This is a genomic window from Pedobacter sp. AC379, from assembly GCF_979258145.1.
The window spans coordinates 4,837,846-4,858,514 of sequence record NZ_OZ409839.1; the positions used below are offsets into that span (position 1 = coordinate 4,837,846).

14 protein-coding genes are annotated in these 20,669 nt (G+C 39.8%); 10 read left to right on the forward strand and 4 right to left on the reverse strand.

Annotation, left to right across the window (positions count from 1 at the left end; translation table 11 throughout):
• Positions 1-255: 255 nt before the first annotated feature.
• From ACZZZW_RS20940 to ACZZZW_RS20965, 6 genes are all read left to right on the forward strand, one after another.
• On the forward strand, positions 256-2,163 hold the full coding sequence (locus ACZZZW_RS20940) for an ABC-F family ATP-binding cassette domain-containing protein (protein ID WP_055906641.1): 1,908 nt from the start codon (positions 256-258) through the stop codon (positions 2,161-2,163).
• Between the two features lie 364 nt (positions 2,164-2,527).
• Positions 2,528-3,805 carry a type IX secretion system plug protein gene (locus ACZZZW_RS20945; protein WP_463496338.1) on the forward strand — a complete coding sequence of 426 codons (1,278 nt, stop codon included), beginning with the start codon at positions 2,528-2,530 and terminating at the stop codon, positions 3,803-3,805.
• Between the two features lie 310 nt (positions 3,806-4,115).
• On the forward strand, positions 4,116-5,081 hold the full coding sequence (locus ACZZZW_RS20950) for a formylglycine-generating enzyme family protein (RefSeq protein WP_055906255.1): 966 nt from the start codon (positions 4,116-4,118) through the stop codon (positions 5,079-5,081).
• Between the two features lie 35 nt (positions 5,082-5,116).
• Complete coding sequence (locus ACZZZW_RS20955) at positions 5,117-6,436, forward strand: Gfo/Idh/MocA family protein (RefSeq protein WP_055906258.1); 1,320 nt, start codon at positions 5,117-5,119, stop codon at positions 6,434-6,436.
• Between the two features lie 10 nt (positions 6,437-6,446).
• Entirely contained in the window at positions 6,447-7,442 is a 996-nt protein-coding gene (locus tag ACZZZW_RS20960) for an FAD:protein FMN transferase (RefSeq protein WP_055906260.1), read from the forward strand.
• 25 nt (positions 7,443-7,467) lie between these two features.
• The gene (locus ACZZZW_RS20965; RefSeq protein WP_055906263.1) at positions 7,468-8,394 is read left to right on the forward strand and encodes a hydroxypyruvate isomerase family protein; all 927 of its coding nucleotides are present in this window, start codon (positions 7,468-7,470) and stop codon (positions 8,392-8,394) included.
• An 827-nt stretch (positions 8,395-9,221) separates the two neighbouring features.
• Here the strand turns inward: ACZZZW_RS20965 and ACZZZW_RS20970 are convergent.
• Positions 9,222-10,709 (reverse strand): alpha-amylase, encoded by a 1,488-nt coding sequence (locus tag ACZZZW_RS20970; RefSeq protein ID WP_055906645.1) that lies wholly within the window; start codon positions 10,707-10,709, stop codon positions 9,222-9,224.
• Between the two features lie 269 nt (positions 10,710-10,978).
• Here ACZZZW_RS20970 and ACZZZW_RS20975 point away from each other — a divergent pair, with 269 nt between their 5' ends.
• Together ACZZZW_RS20975 and ACZZZW_RS20980 are read left to right on the forward strand one after the other, a co-directional pair.
• Positions 10,979-11,500 carry an acyl-CoA thioesterase gene (locus ACZZZW_RS20975; protein ID WP_055906266.1) on the forward strand — a complete coding sequence of 174 codons (522 nt, stop codon included), beginning with the start codon at positions 10,979-10,981 and terminating at the stop codon, positions 11,498-11,500.
• Between the two features lie 69 nt (positions 11,501-11,569).
• Entirely contained in the window at positions 11,570-12,742 is a 1,173-nt protein-coding gene (locus ACZZZW_RS20980; protein WP_055906269.1) for a cation:proton antiporter, read from the forward strand.
• 243 nt (positions 12,743-12,985) lie between these two features.
• Here ACZZZW_RS20980 and ACZZZW_RS20985 read toward each other — a convergent pair whose 3' ends face one another.
• Together ACZZZW_RS20985 and ACZZZW_RS20990 are read right to left on the reverse strand one after the other, a co-directional pair.
• The gene (locus ACZZZW_RS20985; RefSeq protein ID WP_055906272.1) at positions 12,986-13,549 is read right to left on the reverse strand and encodes a hypothetical protein; all 564 of its coding nucleotides are present in this window, start codon (positions 13,547-13,549) and stop codon (positions 12,986-12,988) included.
• Positions 13,550-13,832: 283 nt separating this feature from the next.
• Positions 13,833-14,237, reverse strand: a complete 405-nt coding sequence (locus tag ACZZZW_RS20990; protein ID WP_055906275.1) for an EVE domain-containing protein — start codon at positions 14,235-14,237, stop codon at positions 13,833-13,835.
• Between the two features lie 291 nt (positions 14,238-14,528).
• On the opposite strand from ACZZZW_RS20990, the gene ACZZZW_RS20995 reads away from it, so the two are divergent.
• Positions 14,529-15,446, forward strand: coding sequence for a WG repeat-containing protein (locus tag ACZZZW_RS20995; RefSeq protein ID WP_200912275.1), 918 nt, complete (start codon positions 14,529-14,531; stop codon positions 15,444-15,446).
• A 172-nt stretch (positions 15,447-15,618) separates the two neighbouring features.
• Positions 15,619-16,170, forward strand: coding sequence for a hypothetical protein (locus tag ACZZZW_RS21000; RefSeq protein WP_157255366.1), 552 nt, complete (start codon positions 15,619-15,621; stop codon positions 16,168-16,170).
• 2,171 nt (positions 16,171-18,341) lie between these two features.
• Here ACZZZW_RS21000 and ACZZZW_RS21005 read toward each other — a convergent pair.
• The gene (locus ACZZZW_RS21005) at positions 18,342-20,600 is read right to left on the reverse strand and encodes a glycosyl hydrolase family 95 catalytic domain-containing protein (RefSeq protein ID WP_055906289.1); all 2,259 of its coding nucleotides are present in this window, start codon (positions 20,598-20,600) and stop codon (positions 18,342-18,344) included.
• Positions 20,601-20,669: the final 69 nt, after the last annotated feature.

The following is a 20,669-nucleotide window of genomic DNA, read 5'->3' on the forward strand; positions in this document are numbered from 1 at the left end:
ATTTAACCCTATCCTGACAAATGACCTAACCGTTCTACAATAAATTTTTGAAGTTATAAAGCGCAGAAAAAGCGGAATATCGAGCATCAATTAAACGGCACTTCCTAATAAACAGAATGAAAAAAGTTTTTGTTTCGCTAAAACTGTTTTTTTGTGGGTTTTCTGAAAAACCAAATACAACTTAAAATTGCTGGTTACTCCTATTTGACTTTCAAACTGAAAAAAGCCTTTAAATTTTGTACTTTTGCAGCCGAAATGATTTCAATAAATAATTTAACATTCCTGATTGGCTCGAGGGCCTTGTACGATGACGCAAACTGGCACATTAAACCTGGCGACAGGGCTGGTTTAATTGGCGCCAACGGAACAGGAAAATCAACACTGCTAAAAATAATTGTAGGCGAATATGCACCTAGTTCGGGTACAGTTTCCATGTCGAAAGATTTGAAAATTGGTTACCTAAACCAGGATTTACTTTCTTACGATTCGCACCATAGTATTTTACATGTAGCCATGGAGGCCTTTGAACGCCAAAACCAGTTGCATGATGAGATTGAAGAACTTCTAAAGAAAATCGAAACGGATTACAGCGAGGAGGTTTTATTTAAACTTAGCGATAAACAGCAAGAATTTGAAGCTTTAGACGGATACAATATCGAATATAGGGCAAACGAAATTTTAGCTGGTTTGGGCTTTAGTACTGCAGATCAACTCCGCCCGCTAAATACCTTTTCAGGAGGTTGGCGTATGCGTGTAATGCTTGCCAAAATACTGTTGCAAACTCCCGATATCCTGTTACTGGATGAGCCTACCAACCACATGGATTTACCCTCTATTAAATGGTTGGAAAACTATTTAATGGGCTTCGAAGGAGCAATTGTAATTGTTTCTCACGATAGGTATTTCCTCGATAAAATTGTAAACCGCACGGTCGAATCACGTAAAGGGAAATTAACGGTATATGCCGGCAATTACAGTTTCTATGTAGAAGAAAAGGCTTTACGTGGTGAGATTCAAAAAGGCGAGTTTAAAAATCAACAGGCCAAAATTAAACAGGAAGAGCGTTTAATTGAGCGTTTTAAAGCCAAAGCAAGTAAAGCCAAGATGGCACAATCGCGCATGAAAGCTTTAGATAAAATGGAGCGTATTGATGATGTGGATGATGATAACCCAACAGTAAATTTTGCTTTCAAATTTACTAAACCATCGGGCAGGCATGTGGTACGCATAGAACACGCCAACAAAAGCTATCCAAATGTGCATATTTTGGACGATGCCGAAGGTGTGATTGAAAAAGGGGATAAAATTGCCCTGATTGGTGCCAACGGTAAAGGTAAATCTACTTTATTGAGAATGATTGCCGGAACAGAAAAATTTGAAGGTTTTTGTGAAACCGGTCATAATGTAACCACTACTTTTTTTGCTCAGCACCAGTTAGAATCACTGCACCTTGATAATTCTATTTTAGAAGAACTGCAAGCCTTTGCACCAAAACACAGCGATACTGAGTTGCGTAGTATTTTAGGTTGTTTCCTATTTACGGGCGATGATGTTTTCAAAAAGATTAAAGTACTTTCAGGAGGTGAAAAATCACGCGTGGCATTGGCTAAATCATTAACAACTGATTCGAATTTCCTTATTCTGGATGAGCCTACCAACCACTTGGATATTCAATCGGTAAACATCCTGATCCAGGCCTTAGAGCAGTTTGAAGGTACTTTTATCGCAGTATCCCATGATAGGTATTTCTTAGATAATGTGGCTAACAAAATCTGGTTTATCGAAGGCGAAAAGATTAAACAATACCCCGGCACTTATGCCGAATATGAAGAATGGAACAGTAAAAGGGTGATTCCGGTAGCGAAGCCGATTCCGGTTAAAATGCCTGAAAAACAAAAGGAAGCACCAAAACCAGTTTCGCCGAATACTGCTAATCAATTAAAAAAGCTGAACGATGAACTGCAAAAAATAGAAAAACTGATTGCTGATTTAGAGCAAAACGTTAAAAATATTGAAGCTGAACTGGCAGATGAAAATGTTTATGGTAAAGCCGATAAATTAGCTGAAGCCAACAAACGTTATTTGGCGGTCAAACAGGATTTAGATAACAGCCAGACTAAATGGGAAACTTTAGCTGCTGAAATTATGGAGCTGGAGGGTTAGTTTTAACCATCAATAGCTATAAAGCCGTTCTGATTCACATCAGGACGGCTTTTTTGTTTTTTTTTGCCACAAAAGCACAGAAACACGGAGAGTAATGTTTATTGTGATTCTTCGTACCTCAGCATGACAGCATGTTTAGGGTTGCCGCAAGGCGCAAAAAACACCGTGTTAAAATGATTTAAAACCGAAGAGTTGTCAACTTTCTCTCCACCTTGCTATTCAAGTTGACAACTCTTAATAAATCAATTGAACCTCAATAATCCTCCGTGTCTCCGTGTCATGATATAAAAGAGTATTCCGTATAATCCGTAGCTAATTTCAACCTTGTGTTTGGCCACTTCCCAATAAAACTCTACTTTTAACCATGCAGAAAATACTAATTACGGTTTTATGTTTCATCTCTAGTTTGGCTTTTGCACAAAACAATAACAAGTTTTCCAACGAGAACAAAATTTATCTACCGAATATTAAAACTGTACTTTGCTACAATAGCAATAAAGAGCAAAGTTTGCCCGTAATTATGCTCAACTCTTCAGAAACAATTAATTTCTCATTCGATGATCTGTTAGCAGGTACTAAAAACTATTGGTACACCATTGAGCATTGCACAGCAGAATGGCAACCTTCTCAGATTTCGAGCATCGATTATTTAGGAAGTTTTAACGACGACCGCATCATCAATTACCGTTATTCATCTAATACCACACGTAAATATACCCATTACGAAATCAGCCTGCCCAACACTCAAATTCAGCCTAAAATTGGTGGCAATTATGTGTTAAAAGTATATTTAGATGGCGACAAAAATAAACCTGTTATTTCGCAGCGTTTTTATGTTCTGGATAGTCAGGTGGCTGTAGCGGCAGAGGTAACCAACTCATTACAGGTGGAGAACCGGAACTACAAACAAAAGATCAACTTCACAATTAACCACACTTTTCCAATTACAAACCCTTATCAGGATGTAAAAGCCGTGGTGATGCAGAATTTTAACGCGAATACAATCCAAATTAACACCAAGCCTTCATTTGTAAGGCCAAATCAACTGGTTTATAACGACCTTAATACCAATGATTTTTGGGGCGACAATGAATTTAGAAAATTCGATACCAGGAGTTTGCGGTACAAAGCGGATAATGTTAAAGATATTTATCGCGATAATGAATCGGTAAATGTAATGCTATTTCAGGATGCTCCCCGTACTGTTGGTGCTTTTGCCAATCAATACGATGAAAACGGCAACTTTTTTATCCGAAATACAGATGGCCGTGACGACAGAACAGAATCAGAATACATGGGGGTTTTATTTACACTGAATGCCCCTGCCCCCAGCGCAAATGGTGATGCTTACGTGGTTGGCCGCTTTAACAATTACACCATGAGCAATGAAAATAAATTGCTGTATGATACCAATAGAAAACAGTTTTATGGCAACATTATGCTTAAACAAGGCTTATACGATTATGAGTTTGCCTGGTTTAATAAGGATACCAATGTAATTGAAACCAGGGCTTTTGAAGGTGCTTTCTTTCAAACCGAAAACAGCTACCAGATTTTTGTTTATTATCGCCGCCCTGGTGCCCGCTGGGATACATTAATTGGCTATACCAACCTAAGTAATAAGGTTACAGATAGAAGGTAAATAGCATTGCCTAAAGCTGTTCTTACAGGTAAATCCTTAACTATTCTATCGAAATAACCTGATAATTCTTATGCGGCAAAAACATCCACCTGTAATACGCTTAACTACAAGTTGGAAATAACGACAAACATATCCTGTCATCTTAACCCTCGAAATAAAGTGAGTTTTAATTGTCAACTTGACTTTTAATATTGTATTACTTACCTTTATTGTTACATTAATTTTCTTTGTTTAAAATGTGGTTATTTACATTAGTATTTCAGTAAGTAACCAGATAAACACATTTGATTAGTGTTTCTAACCGAAAACTATGTTCAAAAAATTAATTGCCGCTGCATTAATAATCAATCCATGCGTACAGCTTTTTGCGCAAGGCCCTAACAGTTCCTATACCCAATCCATCAACGGAACAAAACTAAAATTCGATATGCAGGCCATCCCTGCCGGAAAATTTAAAATGGGAAGCAAAACCGGAAAAGCCGACGAGCAGCCTGTGCATGAGGTTAAACTCGATGCTTTCTGGATCGGTAAACATGAGGTAACCTGGGATATTTTCGAGCCTTTCTTATACCGCGATTATGAAAAAAAAGCCAGCGAAGGTGCCGTTCCTCCCGAAGTTGATGCCGTAACCAGACCTACAAAACCTTATCTCGACATGACTTTTGGCATGGGCAAAGAACACCAGCCTGCAGTAGCCATGACCCAATATAATGCCATCCAGTTTTGCAAATGGCTTTATGTACGAACAGGCATTTTTTACCGTTTGCCAACCGAAGCAGAATGGGAATATGCCTGCAAAGCCGGAACTGAAACCGGTTATTCTTTTGGTGATGATGCCACTAAACTGGGCGATTATGCCTGGTACAAAGATAACAGCGACAATAAAACGCACCAGGTAGGTTTGAAAAAACCAAATCAATGGGGTTTGTTTGATATGTACGGGAATGTTAGCGAATGGACCTACGACCAGTACATTGGCGATTTCTACGGACAGAGCAAAGATAAAACAGTTGAAAACCCCGTTGCCGTACCAGAAAAACTTTACCCAAATGTTGTGCGGGGTGGCTCGTATGATGAAACCCCAGGCAATTTAACTTCTACGGCCAGGTTAGCTTCCGATCCATCATGGAAACAACTGGATCCTCAGATTCCCAAAAGCAATTGGTGGTTTCCTGAGGCGCCATTTGTGGGTATGCGATTGGTACGCCCTGTTAAAACGCCATCAAAGGCAGATATAGATGCTTATTACAATAAACAACCTATAAAAGATTTTTAAAAAATAAAACCTAACCAAAATAAAAACCTTTACACATGAAAAAACCAATAAACCAACAAGATCGCCGCGATTTTTTAAAGACAACTGCCATGCTTGCAGGCGGGGCAATGATAAGCAGTATACCATTAGCGGGGGCATATGCTTCGGGCTCAGACACCATTAAAATTGCCTTAATTGGCTGTGGCGATCGTGGTACAGGGGCGGCTTTCCAGGCTTTAAGCACTAAATTTAATATTAAACTGGTAGCCATGGCCGATGCTTTTCAAGATCGGTTAGATAGCAGCTATCAATCTTTAAGTTCGAAATTTGCAGCTAAAATAGATGTTCCAAAAGAACGCCAGTTTGTAGGTTTTGATGCTTATTTAAAAGCAATTCCTTTGGCCGATGTGGTGCTGTTAACCACTCCGCCGGGTTTCCGTCCTATTCATTTTGAAGAAGCGGTAAAGCAGAACAAACAGATTTTTATGGAAAAACCTGTTGCTGTTGATGCACCTGGAATAAGAAGGGTACTTGCGGCGGCTGAAGAAGCTAAGAAGAAAAAATTAAATGTTGTGGTTGGTTTACAACGCCGCTATCAAACCAATTACCGCGAATCGATGAAACGGATCAACGATGGTGCAATTGGCGATATTATGTCGGGCCAGGTATATTGGAACAGCGGTGGCGTATGGGTTCGCCCGCGTAAGCCAAACCAAACAGAGATGGAATACCAAATGAGAAACTGGTATTATTTTAACTGGCTTTGTGGCGATCATATTGTAGAGCAGCACGTTCACAATATTGATATTGCCAACTGGATAAAGAACGGACACCCGGTATCTGTACAAGGTACAGGAAGCCGTGCCTGGAGAACAGGTAAGGATTATGGTGAGATTTACGATAACCACTCTATTGAACTTACTTATGCAGATGGCGCGGTGATTAACAGCCAGTGCAGGCATTTTGAGGGCATCAGCAATCGTGTTGATGAATCTTTCCAGGGTACAAAAGGTAAAATTTATCTTTCAGGAAGCAATCAGGCCATTATGAAAGATTACAGTGGAAAAGAATTGTATAACCACAATACCAAAGGGAACGCCAATCCTTATCAAACAGAACACGATGAACTTTTCGATGCTGTTTCAAAAGGGGAATATAAATTTAGCAATGTAGATTATGCAGCAACAAGCACCTTCTCTTCAATCATTGGCCGTTATGCTACTTATTCTGGTCAAACCATTAAATGGGATGAAGCTTTAGCCTCAAATATCAGTTTAATGCCTGAACGTTTTGCGTGGGATGCCAACCCTAAATTAATGCCTGATCAGAATGGTTTATACCCGATTGCTATGCCAGGACAAGGAAAAGTGATCTAACCATAAATTAATGCGCTATAGATCTCTGCTTTTCTTTTTACCGGTTATTTTCGCTTTTCCTTTTAAAAAGGAATTAAGGCAATATAAAATTAGCGGTTATGCACAGGGAACAGATTATGCTATAATGTACTATGCCACTGATAGCCTGGCTACCAAACAAGGAGTAGATAGTTTATTAAATGAAATTGATTTATCAATGTCGCTTTATAAAAAGGGATCATTGATAAATCAGTTTAATTCGGCAGAGCAAGCGATCAAAACCGATCATTTGATAAACGATGTGCTTAAAAGGAGTTTCGAAATTAACCAGGATACCAAAGGGATTTTCGATATTACCGTTGCGCCTTTGGTACAGGCCTGGGGTTTCGGACCGAAAGATGCAAAAGCGGAACCAGATCCTTCGACTATCCAATCGATACTGGCATGCGTAGGCATGAAAAACCTTAAACTTAAAAACGGGATACTGAGTAAATTAAAGCCATGCGTGCAAATCGATTTAAACGGAATTGCACAAGGTTATAGTGTAGATTTAATTGCTGCTTATCTCGAAAAAAAGGGAATTAAAAAGTATGTGGCCGAACTTGGTGGAGAAATCAGAATTTCCGGACCTAAACCAAATGGAGAAGCCATGAAAATTGGCATTGAAGGTCCGGATAAAGATGGAACTCCGGTAATCAGGCATATTGCTGCTATAAATTCGGGAGCCATTACTACATCTGGCAACTACCGTAAGTTTCATCAAAGTGGAAAGAAAAAGATTTCACACCTGATTGATCCTAAAACGGGATATCCGCTCGATAATGAGATGATCAGCGTTACCGTTTATGCCAACGATGCCATCACTGCCGATGGCTATGATAATGCCTTAATGGCGATGCACCTCAAAGATGCAATGGCTTTTGTAGCAAAAAGAAAAAACCTGGAAGCTTATTTTGTATACCACCAAAAAGATGGCACAGTTGCCGATACGTTATCCGCAGGATTTAAAGAACTAATTACACACTAATACCAATCAGTTTAGAACCAAACCGATGAAAAGAAGTGAATTTATAAGAAACAGCTTGCTTACGGCAGGAGCAATTACCACCGGAGCCGGAATTACCAATACATTCGCCACCGAAAAACAGCAGGCATTATTAAGCGATAAAACTTTTAACCTTGATTATGCGCCCCATCAAGGCATGTTCGAAAACCATGCGGGCAAAAGTTTTTTAGATCAGATCCAATTTATGTACGATAAGGGTTTCCGATCTATCGAAGATAACGGCTTTTTAAACCGCCCGGTTGAAGAGCAGGAAAAAATAGGAAACTTATTGGCAAAACTGGGCATGCGCATGGGTGTTTTTGTGGTTGATGGTGGCGATAACTGGAAAACTTCTTTAACAACCGGTAAAAAGGAATTTAAAGATAAGTTTATCGAAACCTGTAAAAAATCTGTTGAAGCCGCTAAACGTTGCAACGCAAAATGGCTTACTGTTGTACCGGGCTTTTACGAACGCAATTTGCCATATGGCAATCAGTTTGCCAATGTAATTGATGCCATGCGTGCAGGTGCTGAAATTTTTGAGCCTCATGGATTGATTATGGTTTTAGAAACCTTAAGCGATACTCCGGAACTATTTCTCCAAAAAACAAACGAAACTTATGCCGTTTGTAAGGCAGTTAAAAGCCCGTCGTGTAAAATTCTGTATGATATTTACCATATGCAGCGTACGGAAGGTGATTTAATTAAAACTATCGATCGCTGCTGGGATGAAATTGCCTACATCCAAATTGGTGATAACCCGGGCAGGAAGGAACCTACTACCGGAGAAATCAACTATAAAAACCTGTTTAAACACCTCCACCAAAAAGGTTATAAAGGAGTTATGGGTATGGAACACGGTAATTCTAAAGGTGGCAAAGAAGGTGAGCTGGCTGTTATTTCTGCTTATAGAGCAGAAGATAATTTTTTATAGAGATAAGTTTTGTAAGCCTAATTATTCATATCATCGGTAATCTGTGTGCTTACAGACAACTTGTTAGAATTTCATAGAAATGGTTAGTGAGTATATACAGTTGCGTTCGCATTAAGATTCACGTATGCACGGGAATGACGCATGGGTATAGATAGAGACCATGGCGTTCTCACTAATTACCAAGTTCAAAGATTTCTCCATTCCGTTGCACTTCAGTCGAAATGACGGCCGACAACTAACAGTGCTTCAATGAAACCCGCGTTTATGCGATTGCCAATTTCGTATCATCCGTGGTCTGTGTGCTTACATACCACTTGTTACGATTTCAGAGTAAAGATAAGTAAGGACATATAAAATGGCGTTCGCATTAAGATTCCCGTATGCACGGGAATGACGCATGGGGTATAGATAGAGGCCATGGCGTTCTCACTAATTACCAAGTTCAAAGATTTCTCCATTCCGTTGCACTCCAGTCGAAATGACGGCCGACAATTAACAGTGCTTCAATGAAACCCGTGTTTATGCGATTGCCAATTTCATATCGTCCGTGGTCTGTGTGCTTACATACCACTTGTTATAATTTCATAGAAATGGTCCGTGAGGACACGGACCATGGTATTTGATGCAGAAATCCGTGTTAATCAGTGTTCATCTGTGGTTAAAAATATTAACCTATTAATAGCGTCCGTGGTCTGTGTCCTCACAGACCACTTGCTACGATTTTATAGAAATGGTCCGTGAGGACACGGACCATAGCGTACAAACTAATTACCAAGTTCAAAGATTTCTCCATTCCGTTGCACTTCAGTCGAAATGACGGCCGACAACTACCCTACTTTCAAAATCCAAACTGATACGCTACCGGCATTACAATGAAACTCAGCCCAGCCGTTCTCATCAATGGTTACTTGCCCTTCTCTATAGCCTAGGGCATCAATAAATGTTTTTCCGGCAAAGTGTTTTCCAACCTCCATTGCCTTAAAGCCTTCTTCTCCGGTGCTTAACAATACCGCTACACCACTGTTTTCATGCTCTTCGTCGCCAGCGCGTGTCCAGCCTACGCAAATGCCATGATCAAAATAATCGCGTTGTTCACCGTAGGCCAGTTCGGCACGAATTTTACTCATTGTTTCTACAGCCGGAATTGCCGCCAATTCAATATGCACATCTTCACCTTCATTGTTTTTATCATCATAAATTCCACCATATAAATCAGGGAAGAATAAACAAGGAATCCCTTGCATACGCAATAAAATGATGGCATAAGCCAATGGCCTGAACCAAAATTCTACATAAGATTCTAAGGCCTGTAAAGGTTGTGAATCGTGGTTATCGACGAAAGTTACCGCAAGATCTGGCTTGGTTTGAACCAGGGTGCCTTCAAAAATGGTGCGCATATCAAAAGATTCATCTTTGCTGGCCATAAAGAATTTGTGGTGCAATAGGGAATCAAATATCTGTGTACGACCGCCAGTTGCTTCAATATAGGCCAGCTGACCTTGAATATCGACTACATTCCAATCTTCGGCAACAATAAAAAACTCGCGGTTAAACTTATGGTTTAAATGGTCAATCCATTCTACAATAAAGTCTGAGCTAATGTGTTTAACGGCATCTAGCCTAAAGCCATCCACTTTTGTGGTTTCAACCACCCACTCGCCCCAATATTTCAATTCTTCAATTACAGCCCTATTGCGGTAATCGATATCATTAAACATTAAATAATCGTAATTGCCGAACTCTGTAGATGGAACATTCTCAAAACCTTCACCTAAATAGTTCTGAATAGAATAAATTGCTGTTTCCTTTCTGTCTTCGGCCCAATCTACCCCGCTAAAACACATATGATCCCAGATAAATTCTGAATATTTGCCTTGCCTGCCGGGGAAAGTAAATTTCGTCCATGCTTCTATTTCAAAAACATCACTTGTAAATTCATTTCTATTGTCAGGATTTACCGTTTTCACTTTAACTTTTTCCAGCTCATCGCCACCGGCTTTGTGGTTAAATACGGCATCGGCCAGGGCTGCTATTCCATTATCATGCAGGGCATTTATCGCTTTAAGATATTCTTCTTTGGAACCATGTTTGGTTACAACACTACCTTTTTGATCAAACTCCCCCAAATCAAACAAATCGTAAACGGCATAACCTACATCATAGGCTGCATTGTTCGATTTGTAGGCTGGTGGCAACCAAACGGATGTTACGCCAATTTCTTTTAAATGATTGGCTTCAGTAGCTACTTTTGTCCATAAATTTTGTTCCTCGTTATAGTACCAATGGAAAAATTGGATCAGGGTCTGGTTTTGCATTAATTCGATTTTTTTTTAAGGATAACATGATAATTGTGGAATTGTTTTCGGCATTAACAGGCAACAATTCTGCGTGCGCTACGCCCCTGATGCTGCCGATACAGGCACCAAACGAGTTAATTTGGTGGTTAGCTGTTTAAACTGCGTGATGAATCTTCTACAAGTTTTTACACTAATTAAACAGATCAGTAAGAAAAATATCTTTTCAACCCATTGGCATCCATTTGCAATGCCATTTTAACACACAATTTATTTACTTTTGCGCTTAAATGAGCCTTAAAAAGAAATTTGCCAAAGAAAGCTTTACCATCATGAACGAGTTGGTATTGCCGAATGATACCAATACATTAAATAACCTGATGGGTGGGCGTTTACTGCATTGGATGGATATTGCCGCAGCAATTTCGGCACAAAAACATTGCAACCGGATTGTGGTTACCGCCTCTGTTGATAATGTTTCTTTTAAACATCCAATAAAACTGGGCGATGTAATAACCATTGAAGCCAAGGTAACCCGTGCATTTAATACTTCAGTAGAGGTACGTTTGGATGTTTGGGCAGAAAATATTCCTAGCGGTGCACGCCAAAAAAGTAACGAAGCATATTATACCTTTGTTGCTTTAGATCAGAGCGCGCGCACCATCCCTGTACCAGAATTAATACCCGAAACACCCGAAGAGGTAGATTTGTATGATGGTGCTTTACGCCGCAGGCAGTTGCGCCTGGTTTTAGGTGGAAAAATGAGCCCTGATGATGCAAGCGAACTTAAGGCACTTTTCTTTAAAGCATAATTTTTACATTAAATTTCTTTGCCCTTAGTTTGATTGTTTTATTTTAGCAGCTTACCTACGCTGAAAAATATGACAACTTATACCATTCTTATTATTTTAAGCGGATTAGTAATTTTCTCTTATCTGTTTGATTTAGTGGCGAGTAAAACTAAAATACCATCAGTTTTATTGCTGCTATTGTTGGGCATTGGCTTACGTTTTTTAGTAGACTACCTTAAAATACAAACCTTTAATTTCCTTTCCATTTTACCAACGCTGGGTACGGTTGGCTTAATTTTAATCGTTTTTGAAGGCTCGCTCGAACTCAAATACGATCAACATAAAAATAAGATCATTAAAAGTGCATTTCTATCTGCCTTAACCATATTATTGGGTACCATTTCGGTAATCACAATTATAATTTATCAAATTAGCCATCAAAACCTCTATACCTGTATTGCAAATGCCATTCCTTTTAGTGTAATCAGCTCTGCTATTGCCATACCTTCTGCCGCAGCTTTAAGTAATAAAGACAAAGAATTTGTGATTTATGAATCTTCGTTTTCTGATATTCTAGGGATCATTATCTTCAATTTCGCAATTACAAACCACTCCATTACCACCTCGGCATTTATTGGGCTTGGGCTGAGTACATTTCTAATTCTGTTATTATCTGCCATTGCCTGTGTGGTACTGTTGTATATCATGGGGCGTTTGGTACACCATATTAAGTTCTTTTTAATTATTGCCATACTGATCCTTGTGTATGCCATCGGCCAATCGTATCACCTTTCTTCACTGGTTTTGATCCTCAGTACAGGGCTTTTTCTCAACAATGCCGATACCATCCGGAATGTATGGTTCAGAAGTATATTTTTATATAAAAACTTAACTGCCGATTTATCGCAGCTTTATCAGTTATCGGCAGAGAGTGCCTTTATTTTACGCACCTTTTTCTTTGTTATTTTTGGTTTTACCATGAATATTAACGACCTGAACAATAAAATTGTGCTGGCCAACGGCTTTTTCATTCTGGCCTCTATATACACCATCAGGATTTTCTTTCTTAAGGTATTTAAAAAGGAAAGCCTTACCCCGATTTTATACATTGCACCCCGCGGGCTGATCAGTATTTTACTCTATTTCAATTTACCGGCAAGTTTAAAAATACAGCAAGTGGGTACACCATTTTTGTTCCTTGTTGTACTCGGATCGAGCATTGTAATGACCTTAGGGATTACCTTGAGCACAAAAAAAGGTTGATTTGTTGATTGATTTGGGCACTCAATTGTTTTATTGAGCAACCCAATCATAAGATCGTAGGTGAACGAAGCCACGCGGAATGGAGAGATCTTTAAAATATCTTATTGGAATTAAAAGCTTTCTGCACTGTGGTTTAAAGTCGGTTTTTTGCATCTGTCATCTCCACTCAAATGTCTTTTTTCGCGAAAGATGATCCTTCTAGATCCGGAAACGCGAGGTGATCGGCTAATGAAAATAAATCACCTATGGTTTAAATGTAGATGAAATATCTTTCATTCTGCGCAGCTCTGCCAAAACATTTGGGTTAGCCTGATAATAAATGGAATAGTAGCTGAGCTCGTTTAATTGATTACCTGGATGCTGTTTGAAATTAAAGCGGGCGATATTGGGATTAATGGCATGAATGGGAAGTGCAAGGGTATTTACAAGTGCGTTAAACACTACCGAAATAATGGTTTTTGAAGCGTATCCTGCTAAATCTGGCTGTTCGTGCCCCCATTGATCTATCATTTTGCCCCGCGAATCGGTTTTGTATTCCGTTCCGGGTTCATCGCCAACCTTTAAAAAACTTGTGCCTTTATATCCTTTTTTAATGGTTCTGATCTGTACTGTTTTAATTTCTTTAATAGGGACATTTATATATTCGCCATCGTGGTTTAAAACAACATCAAGCGAATCTACTTTGTACAAAATCCCTTTATACTTGCCGTTTTGGGTTTTAAGAATGGCAATATGTGGTTTTATAATTTGAGCCATTGCAAAATTGGCAAACAGGAAAAAGACGAAAGTAAAATAGAGCGTTTTCATATTGATGTTTTAAGGTGAATCAATATAGTAAGGTTTCTACCGGATTACAAATTTTTTACTCACTGAATTAATCCAAAATGCTGATGATAATGACGTATTCTAAATAATTTCATCACTCGAAATATAAGTAATCGCATTTCGACTACGCTATTATTACCAGCACCTGGTTGAGAGGGCTTCACCTCAACCAAAGTATTGCAAAATGTAAAGATTTATTTTATGAGACTCCCCAGGATAAGCACCTTAGTTAATCAACCCTGGATTTTAGATTATTGACTGGAACCTAACTCCCCATTTCTAAAATCTTATCAAATTCTGCTGCCTTTAAAGGCATTACCGATAAACGGCCCTGGCGCACCAAAGAAATATCAGTTAAACTTGGCTCAGCTTTAATCTGCTCCAATGATACCGGATTTTTCAGACTCTCCACAGGTGATAAATCAACCACTACCCAATTTGCATCATCGGTGGTAGGATCCTGATAAAATTCTTTTACAACCTTTGCAATTCCAACAACGTTCTTGCCTTCGTTACTGTGGTAAAAAAGCACTAAATCGCCCTCTTTCATGGCTTTGAGGTTATTCCGGGCCTGATAGTTACGCACGCCATCCCAAAAGGTACGGCCATCCTGATTAAATTTTTCCCAACTGTATTTAAAAGGCTCTGATTTTACTAACCAATGGTTCATCTGTGTTTCTTTATTTAAAAGCCCAAAACTAACAAAACGGAATGGATTAGAAAATAGGTTGGAGAATTTCGCACACGCGGGACACGTGCGCCAGCGAGTGGGAAGGATTCAAATTCAGCGTATCTTGTGTAATCGAAAATGCTGCGTTACGCTTGTGTAAAATAAGGACGAATCATGTTGGTGTACAGCTGATGATTTAGCACATATTCTCAGTTCGCAGGCGGTGAGCAATATTATATTTTATTTCTAAATACTATTTAAACCCATATCTTTAGCTTATAACTCCCTCATATGCCAAAGTATTTCATGTTTGCCTTTATCCTTTACATAGTGTTAAGTTCAAGATCAATTTGTAATGCTCAAGAGCTTCTGCCGTTTCGCCAAGACTCTCTCTGGGGATTTCGTGATGAGGCTGGAGAAACTAAGATAGTTCCTCAATATAAATATATAACAAAGTTTAGTGGCCAATATGCTATTGTTAGCGATGGTCGACTGCTTGGAGCAATTGATAAAGCCAATAGGTTAATTATTCCAATTCAACATGAGTATTTAGCCAGTTTGGGGACGGATGATTTCCTGTTTGGTGATAAATCAAAGTACTTCGGTGAGTATATAATGGGTGTAATCCATAAAGATAATTCAGTAATCATTCCTAAAGCGTACAGCTACATCAGTAAAACCAATGGATTGTATGCAGTAACAAAGAATTTGGATAGCGTAATTAGTAAAACCTCCATGGGCGATCTACGTTCAGTCAAGAAGCTATACGGTCTGATTGATAATGATGGAAAGACTATAATCCCTTGTGAATATAGTTATTTGCTATGGGCCAATAATAAGCTTCTAGTCTTGACGAAAGATGATAAAAGTGGGCATCAAGCATTATTTAATAGAAAAGGCAAGCAACTCACTGGCTTCGAGTATAAAGTCTTTGGAGATTTCAAAGAAGGTGTTGCTAAAGCCAGAATAGGGAATAAATATGGTTTCATATACCCTAATGGAAAATTAGCTATTCCAGTTAAGTTCCAGTATTGCGAAGATTTTATTGGTGGTTATGCAATAATACAAGAAGGAGATAATTGGGGCGCTATAGATAAGCGTGGCAATATTGTTATCAAACCTAATACAGACTACAAATCTGTGGTTGAGCACTTAAAAAATAAATATGGAAGAATGCAGGTGATTGAAAAACCTAAAGTTGACATATGATTAGGTTTTACTAGTGTTCCCATTGCCTCGTGCTTATTACATAAAACATAACGTTGCATCGTTCTGCGAACTTTACTGCAACGACCGTCGCTCCATACGCATGTCGGTACGCAAATTTCTTATTGCAAGTTCCTGTAGAATGCGATATATTCGCTACACTAAAAAGAACAGTATGCGCTCATCTAAATTTTTCTTTACTACAGTCTTTGCTTTCACAACAATGGTAGCTTTCAGTCAATCGCCTAAACGAGCCCTTAAGAAACTCGGTGCAGAGCCTGTTTACTTTATGGATAGCATTAATGTTGATAAAAGTGAGTTGATGAAGTGTGATCCGAGCAGTATAGCACTTGTTACGGTTTTAAAAGGCAAAGAGGCAATAGATATAATTGGTGAGGATGGCAAGGACGGAGTTGTATATATAGAAACAATTTCATTCGCCAAATCAAGATATTGGAGATACTTTCGCAGCAAATCAGCCGAATATAGTGCTTTAGTACCTGTCGCTGGTCAAGATACTACTATTCAGTACATACTAAATGGTAAAGTTCTGGATAAGAATTTCGAGGGAAATTTAGCTGTAATCGATGATAAGGTTTTTAAAGAGATCAAAGTATTAAGCAAAGAAGAACTTCAGAAACAATATAGTATCCAGAATAAAGAGGCAGGCGTTTCCATCAAATCTGAGGCACCAAAGGATCTTCATAACGGAAAGAAGAAGTTTTAAATATCAGTTTACATTAGATATTGAGTCACTATTATTCTGTAAATACCCCATATAACAAGGAATACACGTTTTTAGCAATAAATCTTCATCAGGGGGTTTTAGGTTTAGCATCGGGAATAAAGTATGTTAGGCCAGTTAACAAAATGCCAAAGATGCGCCCCCCATTGAAACAATAATTTGTTTTGCAGCAACAAATTTAAAAAGACTCACTTCTGGCACCTCTGCCCGTAGCCTTATAAAAGAGATAGTGATTGGCGCACAAAAAAATAGAGTATTCAGACTCTTTGTAATTATTACTATTAGTTTTATAAAATTTTATAGCAAGCTGGAAAACCTTCATTTAGTGGGCTTGTTTGTGAGAGAATTACCAGTTGAATTGGAAGAATTGCCAAATTTGGAAAATATTTCTTTCGCGGTAGGCGATGTAGTTCTATGCCCCAAATCATAGAAGTTTTAAGGTCATGATAACACCTCACAGGTTTACTGTTGGCCTCGGCTATAATATCAAATGCCAAGTTTAAAAAACTAAAAGAAAATCTGTCAAATGTGGAAGTGTCTATCCATCCATAAAATTCTGAGTTTATTGAACTTTGACCCTAATCATTTGCCCTTTAACCCTAATCATTTGCCCTCCGACCCCAATCGTTTGACCTCCGACCCCAATCGTTTGCCCTCCGACCCCAATCGTTTGCCCTCTGACCCCAATCGTTTGACCTCCGACCCCAATCATTTGCCCTCCGACCCCAATCGTTTGACCTCCGACCCCAATCATTTGCCCTCCGACCCTAATCGTTTGACCTCTGACCCCAATCGTTTCACCTCCGACCCCAATCGTTTGACCTCCGACCCCAATCGTTTGCCCTCCGACCCTAATCGTTTGCCCTCTGACCCCAATCGTTTGCCCTTCGACCCCAATCGTTTGCCCTTCGACCCCAATCGTTTGCCCTTTAACCCTAATCATTTGCCCTCCGACCCCAATCGTTTGCCCTCCGACCCCAATCGTTTGCCCTCCGACCCCAATCATTTGCCCTCCGACCCCAATCGTTTGCCCTCTGACCCCAATCGTTTGCCCTCCGACCCCAATCGTTTTACCTTTAACCCTAATCATTTGGCCTCCGACCCCAATCGTTTGCCCTCCGACCCCAATCGTTTGCCCTCCGACCCCAATCGTTTGCCCTCGGACCTAAATCGTTTGCCCTTTAACCCTAATCGTTTGCCCTCCGACCCCAATCGTTTGCCCTCCGACCTAAATTATTTGACCTTTAACCAATGACGGATTTAACGCATTCCCTGCATCATGCTATTTGCACCTCGCTATTTGAATTATGCTATATGCTCCCTGCTATCTGGCATAGGAAATGATGGAAGGAGAAAACGTTAAAGGTTTAGCATTACCTTTCCTTCCATCACTGAATTGAGGCAGCACACACTTTCCGCCCCCTTTGGCGGAACTTGTGCTGACGACCAAAAAGCTTTAACGAATTTATCCGACATCAGTTCCAAGCCTTGGACTTTTGTTACTTTTGGGCCAAGCCAAAAGTAAGAGCCCCCTCGGTGGCGGTGAACCGAGGCAAGCCCGAGCGGAGCGAAAAACAGCAACCGCATTACGATTCCCGCATGCGCGGGAATGACGACCGTGTTAGAAACTTACAACAAAGATTGCTTCAGCTCGCTCTCCCCAGCTTCGCAATGACGGACTTTATGCGTTCCCTCATAGTTTTAAACAACAGGAAAGGTGCTGAAATAAATTCAGCATGACGATCGCCTTAAGCAGGGTGGCTAACAGTATCTGCACATCGCTATATGCTCCATGCTATAGGGCATAGGAAATGATGGAAGGAGAAAACGTTAAAGCTTTAGCATTACCTTTCCTTCCATCGTTGCATCGAGGCAGCACACACTTTCCGCCCCCTTCGGCGGAACTTGTGCTGGCGACCAAAAAGCTTTAACGAATTTATCCGACATCAGTTCCAAGCCTTTCAGTTATGCCTTATTGTTTGTTGTTTTTATAGGTAGTCATGCTTTCGCTGCGCTCAGGTTTGTTACTTTTGGGCCAAGCCAAAAGTAAGAGCCCCCTCGGTGGCGGCTGATCTGTACCGATTTTATATCGGTAACCGAGGCAAGACTGCGAGAATGGCAAGCCCAAGCGGAGCGAAAACATTATGATTAAACTACTCATAACCATTTTCAAAAACAATCACCTGTTGCTTTTTCAAACTCACTACAGCAACCCCATCATCCCCCATTTTAACTGTACCCGCAGGGAAATCTTTTACTACAAAAGTTTTAAAAGGCAATTTAATCCTTAAAACACCTCCTTGTTCAGCAGAGATTTTGACCCACGTTGGAACACCATTTTCTTTTTTTGCGCTTACAATAAAGGCGCCTTCGGTACGCAGATTATTAAATGAAACATCTTTCCAATTTTGGGGTACTGCCGGAAAAACCTGGATGTATCCATTTCTACTCTGCAACAACAATTCGTGTACACCCTGTGCAAAAGCAAAATTACCTTCCAATGTAAAAGGGCGATAGGTAAAACCCGAATACTGACCGCCTTTCTGATCGCCATTTAAATGAAAGCTGTTCGGCGAACAAAAATTAGCAGCAAAAATCTCCAATTGTTTTACCGCTTTATCGGCCTGGTATGCCCTTGCATATAAAGAAGCCATCCAACTAAAAGAATATCCGCACCATGCCCTTGTTCCAATCTCTTCCAAACGTTTTAATGAGTTATCGATAATGGTTTTATCATCCGGATGGTTTGCATCCAATAAATCGAGGGGGTAAATGGCCATATATTGCGACATGTGCCTATGCGAACTTGTTAAATTTGAACCCGGTGCTATCGTAAAGCCCGTTTTATTTATCTCATAATCGGGCAGCTCATTTAATACAGCCAGCCAGTGTTTATTTTCTTCAGTTTTGCCATTTGCTTTACTTACTTCAGCCGCTGCTTTAAACAAAAATTTGGCCAGGGATAAATCGAAATTGCTCCAGTTTAAAAACCAGGCTTTAATGCTGTTATCATTATATTCAGGACTAGAGCTTAGCGGTAATGTTCGTTTGCCGTTTTTTAAGCGGGTTATATTTTCCAGGTAGGTTGCCGCATCATGGATATAAGGATAAGCCCTTGCTTTGAGGAAACCATCATCCATACTGTATTTCCATTGCCAATAAAAATGCTGCGAAGTCCATGCGCTAACAGTAGGTGAAAGTGAATACTGGATCCATCCCCCCATCGGATCGCCATTTAAAGTAATTACCCCCGGTACGTTTAAACCCTCAACACCAAAATACTGTTTGGTATAACTCAGGTTCTTGTTCCTGATTTTCCACAACCAATCTGTAAAAGTAGCACCTTCGGCCAGGTGGTTTGCAGTATAGGTAGGCCAATAGCTTAGCTGGGTATTTAAATCATTGTGGAAATCACCTTTCCAGGGTGGCAAACTGCCGTTATCAGCTGTCCACACCGCTTGCAGGGTAATGGCTGGTGCACCCTTTCTGGCTACGCAGCCCAGCTTATACATTTCTAAAAAATATTGTTTTTGAATGGTAGTATCCGGAACGGAAATGTTCGATTTTGCCCAAAACGTTTTCCACCATTTGGTATGTGTATTCCAGCCTGTTGGCTGTTTCGCATTAGCTGTAATGCTTGGTAAGCTTGCTACTTTATCGTTGCTGATTGTCCATGAACCGATTAACTTGCCCTTTGCTAACTTTTTCCACTGCACCAAAACTTCGTAATAATGGCCTTGATAAGTAGGTTGATGGTACCGGATACTATTGGCCGTGTTGGTTACTGTACCTTTGGCATAACCCAGTTTTTGCAAGCCTTCACCAGCATGGCTGTTGTCGCCTTTTTCAGTTTGGGTGTTGTTGTAATTGTGAACAATCAGTGCTGGTAATATCGCGGTAGATTTAAGTTTTTCTAAACTGAAATAACCCTGTTGCTGGGCAGCATGAATATAGCAGTTAAAAACAGTTCCGTTTTCGAACTTCACGGTATTTAAGGCCGTTTCAATATCCAGCACATTAGATACCACTTTACCGAATTTTGAAATGTCGAACTCCATTGCCGCAGCAGGTAACTTGGTGGGGTAAGGACTGGTATCATAAGGCTCATCGCCTATTTTTTGAACAGCAGCATAATTATTTTTATGCACCTGTTCTTCTACCCATTTAAAGGTAAGTTTCGACATATCGAGTGCCTTGCGTTCATCCCATAAATCTGCCCGATCTAAAGAAAGGCGGAGTTTATTGTTTTTCTCCCAGATTAAGGCCCCCAACATCCCATTGCCCAAAGGCATGGCTTCATCCCATTTATCGGCAAGTTTAGTAAAAGAAAGATTATAAGGCGTTAATGATTGTGTGTAGCCCGCCAGCGAAAGGCAGAGCAGCAACAGGATGATTGTAATTTTAGTTTTCATTTGGTTTCAGAAAAACGAGTGCTCATAATAGCTATCGAATTCTAAAATAATGATATTAACTTACAATAA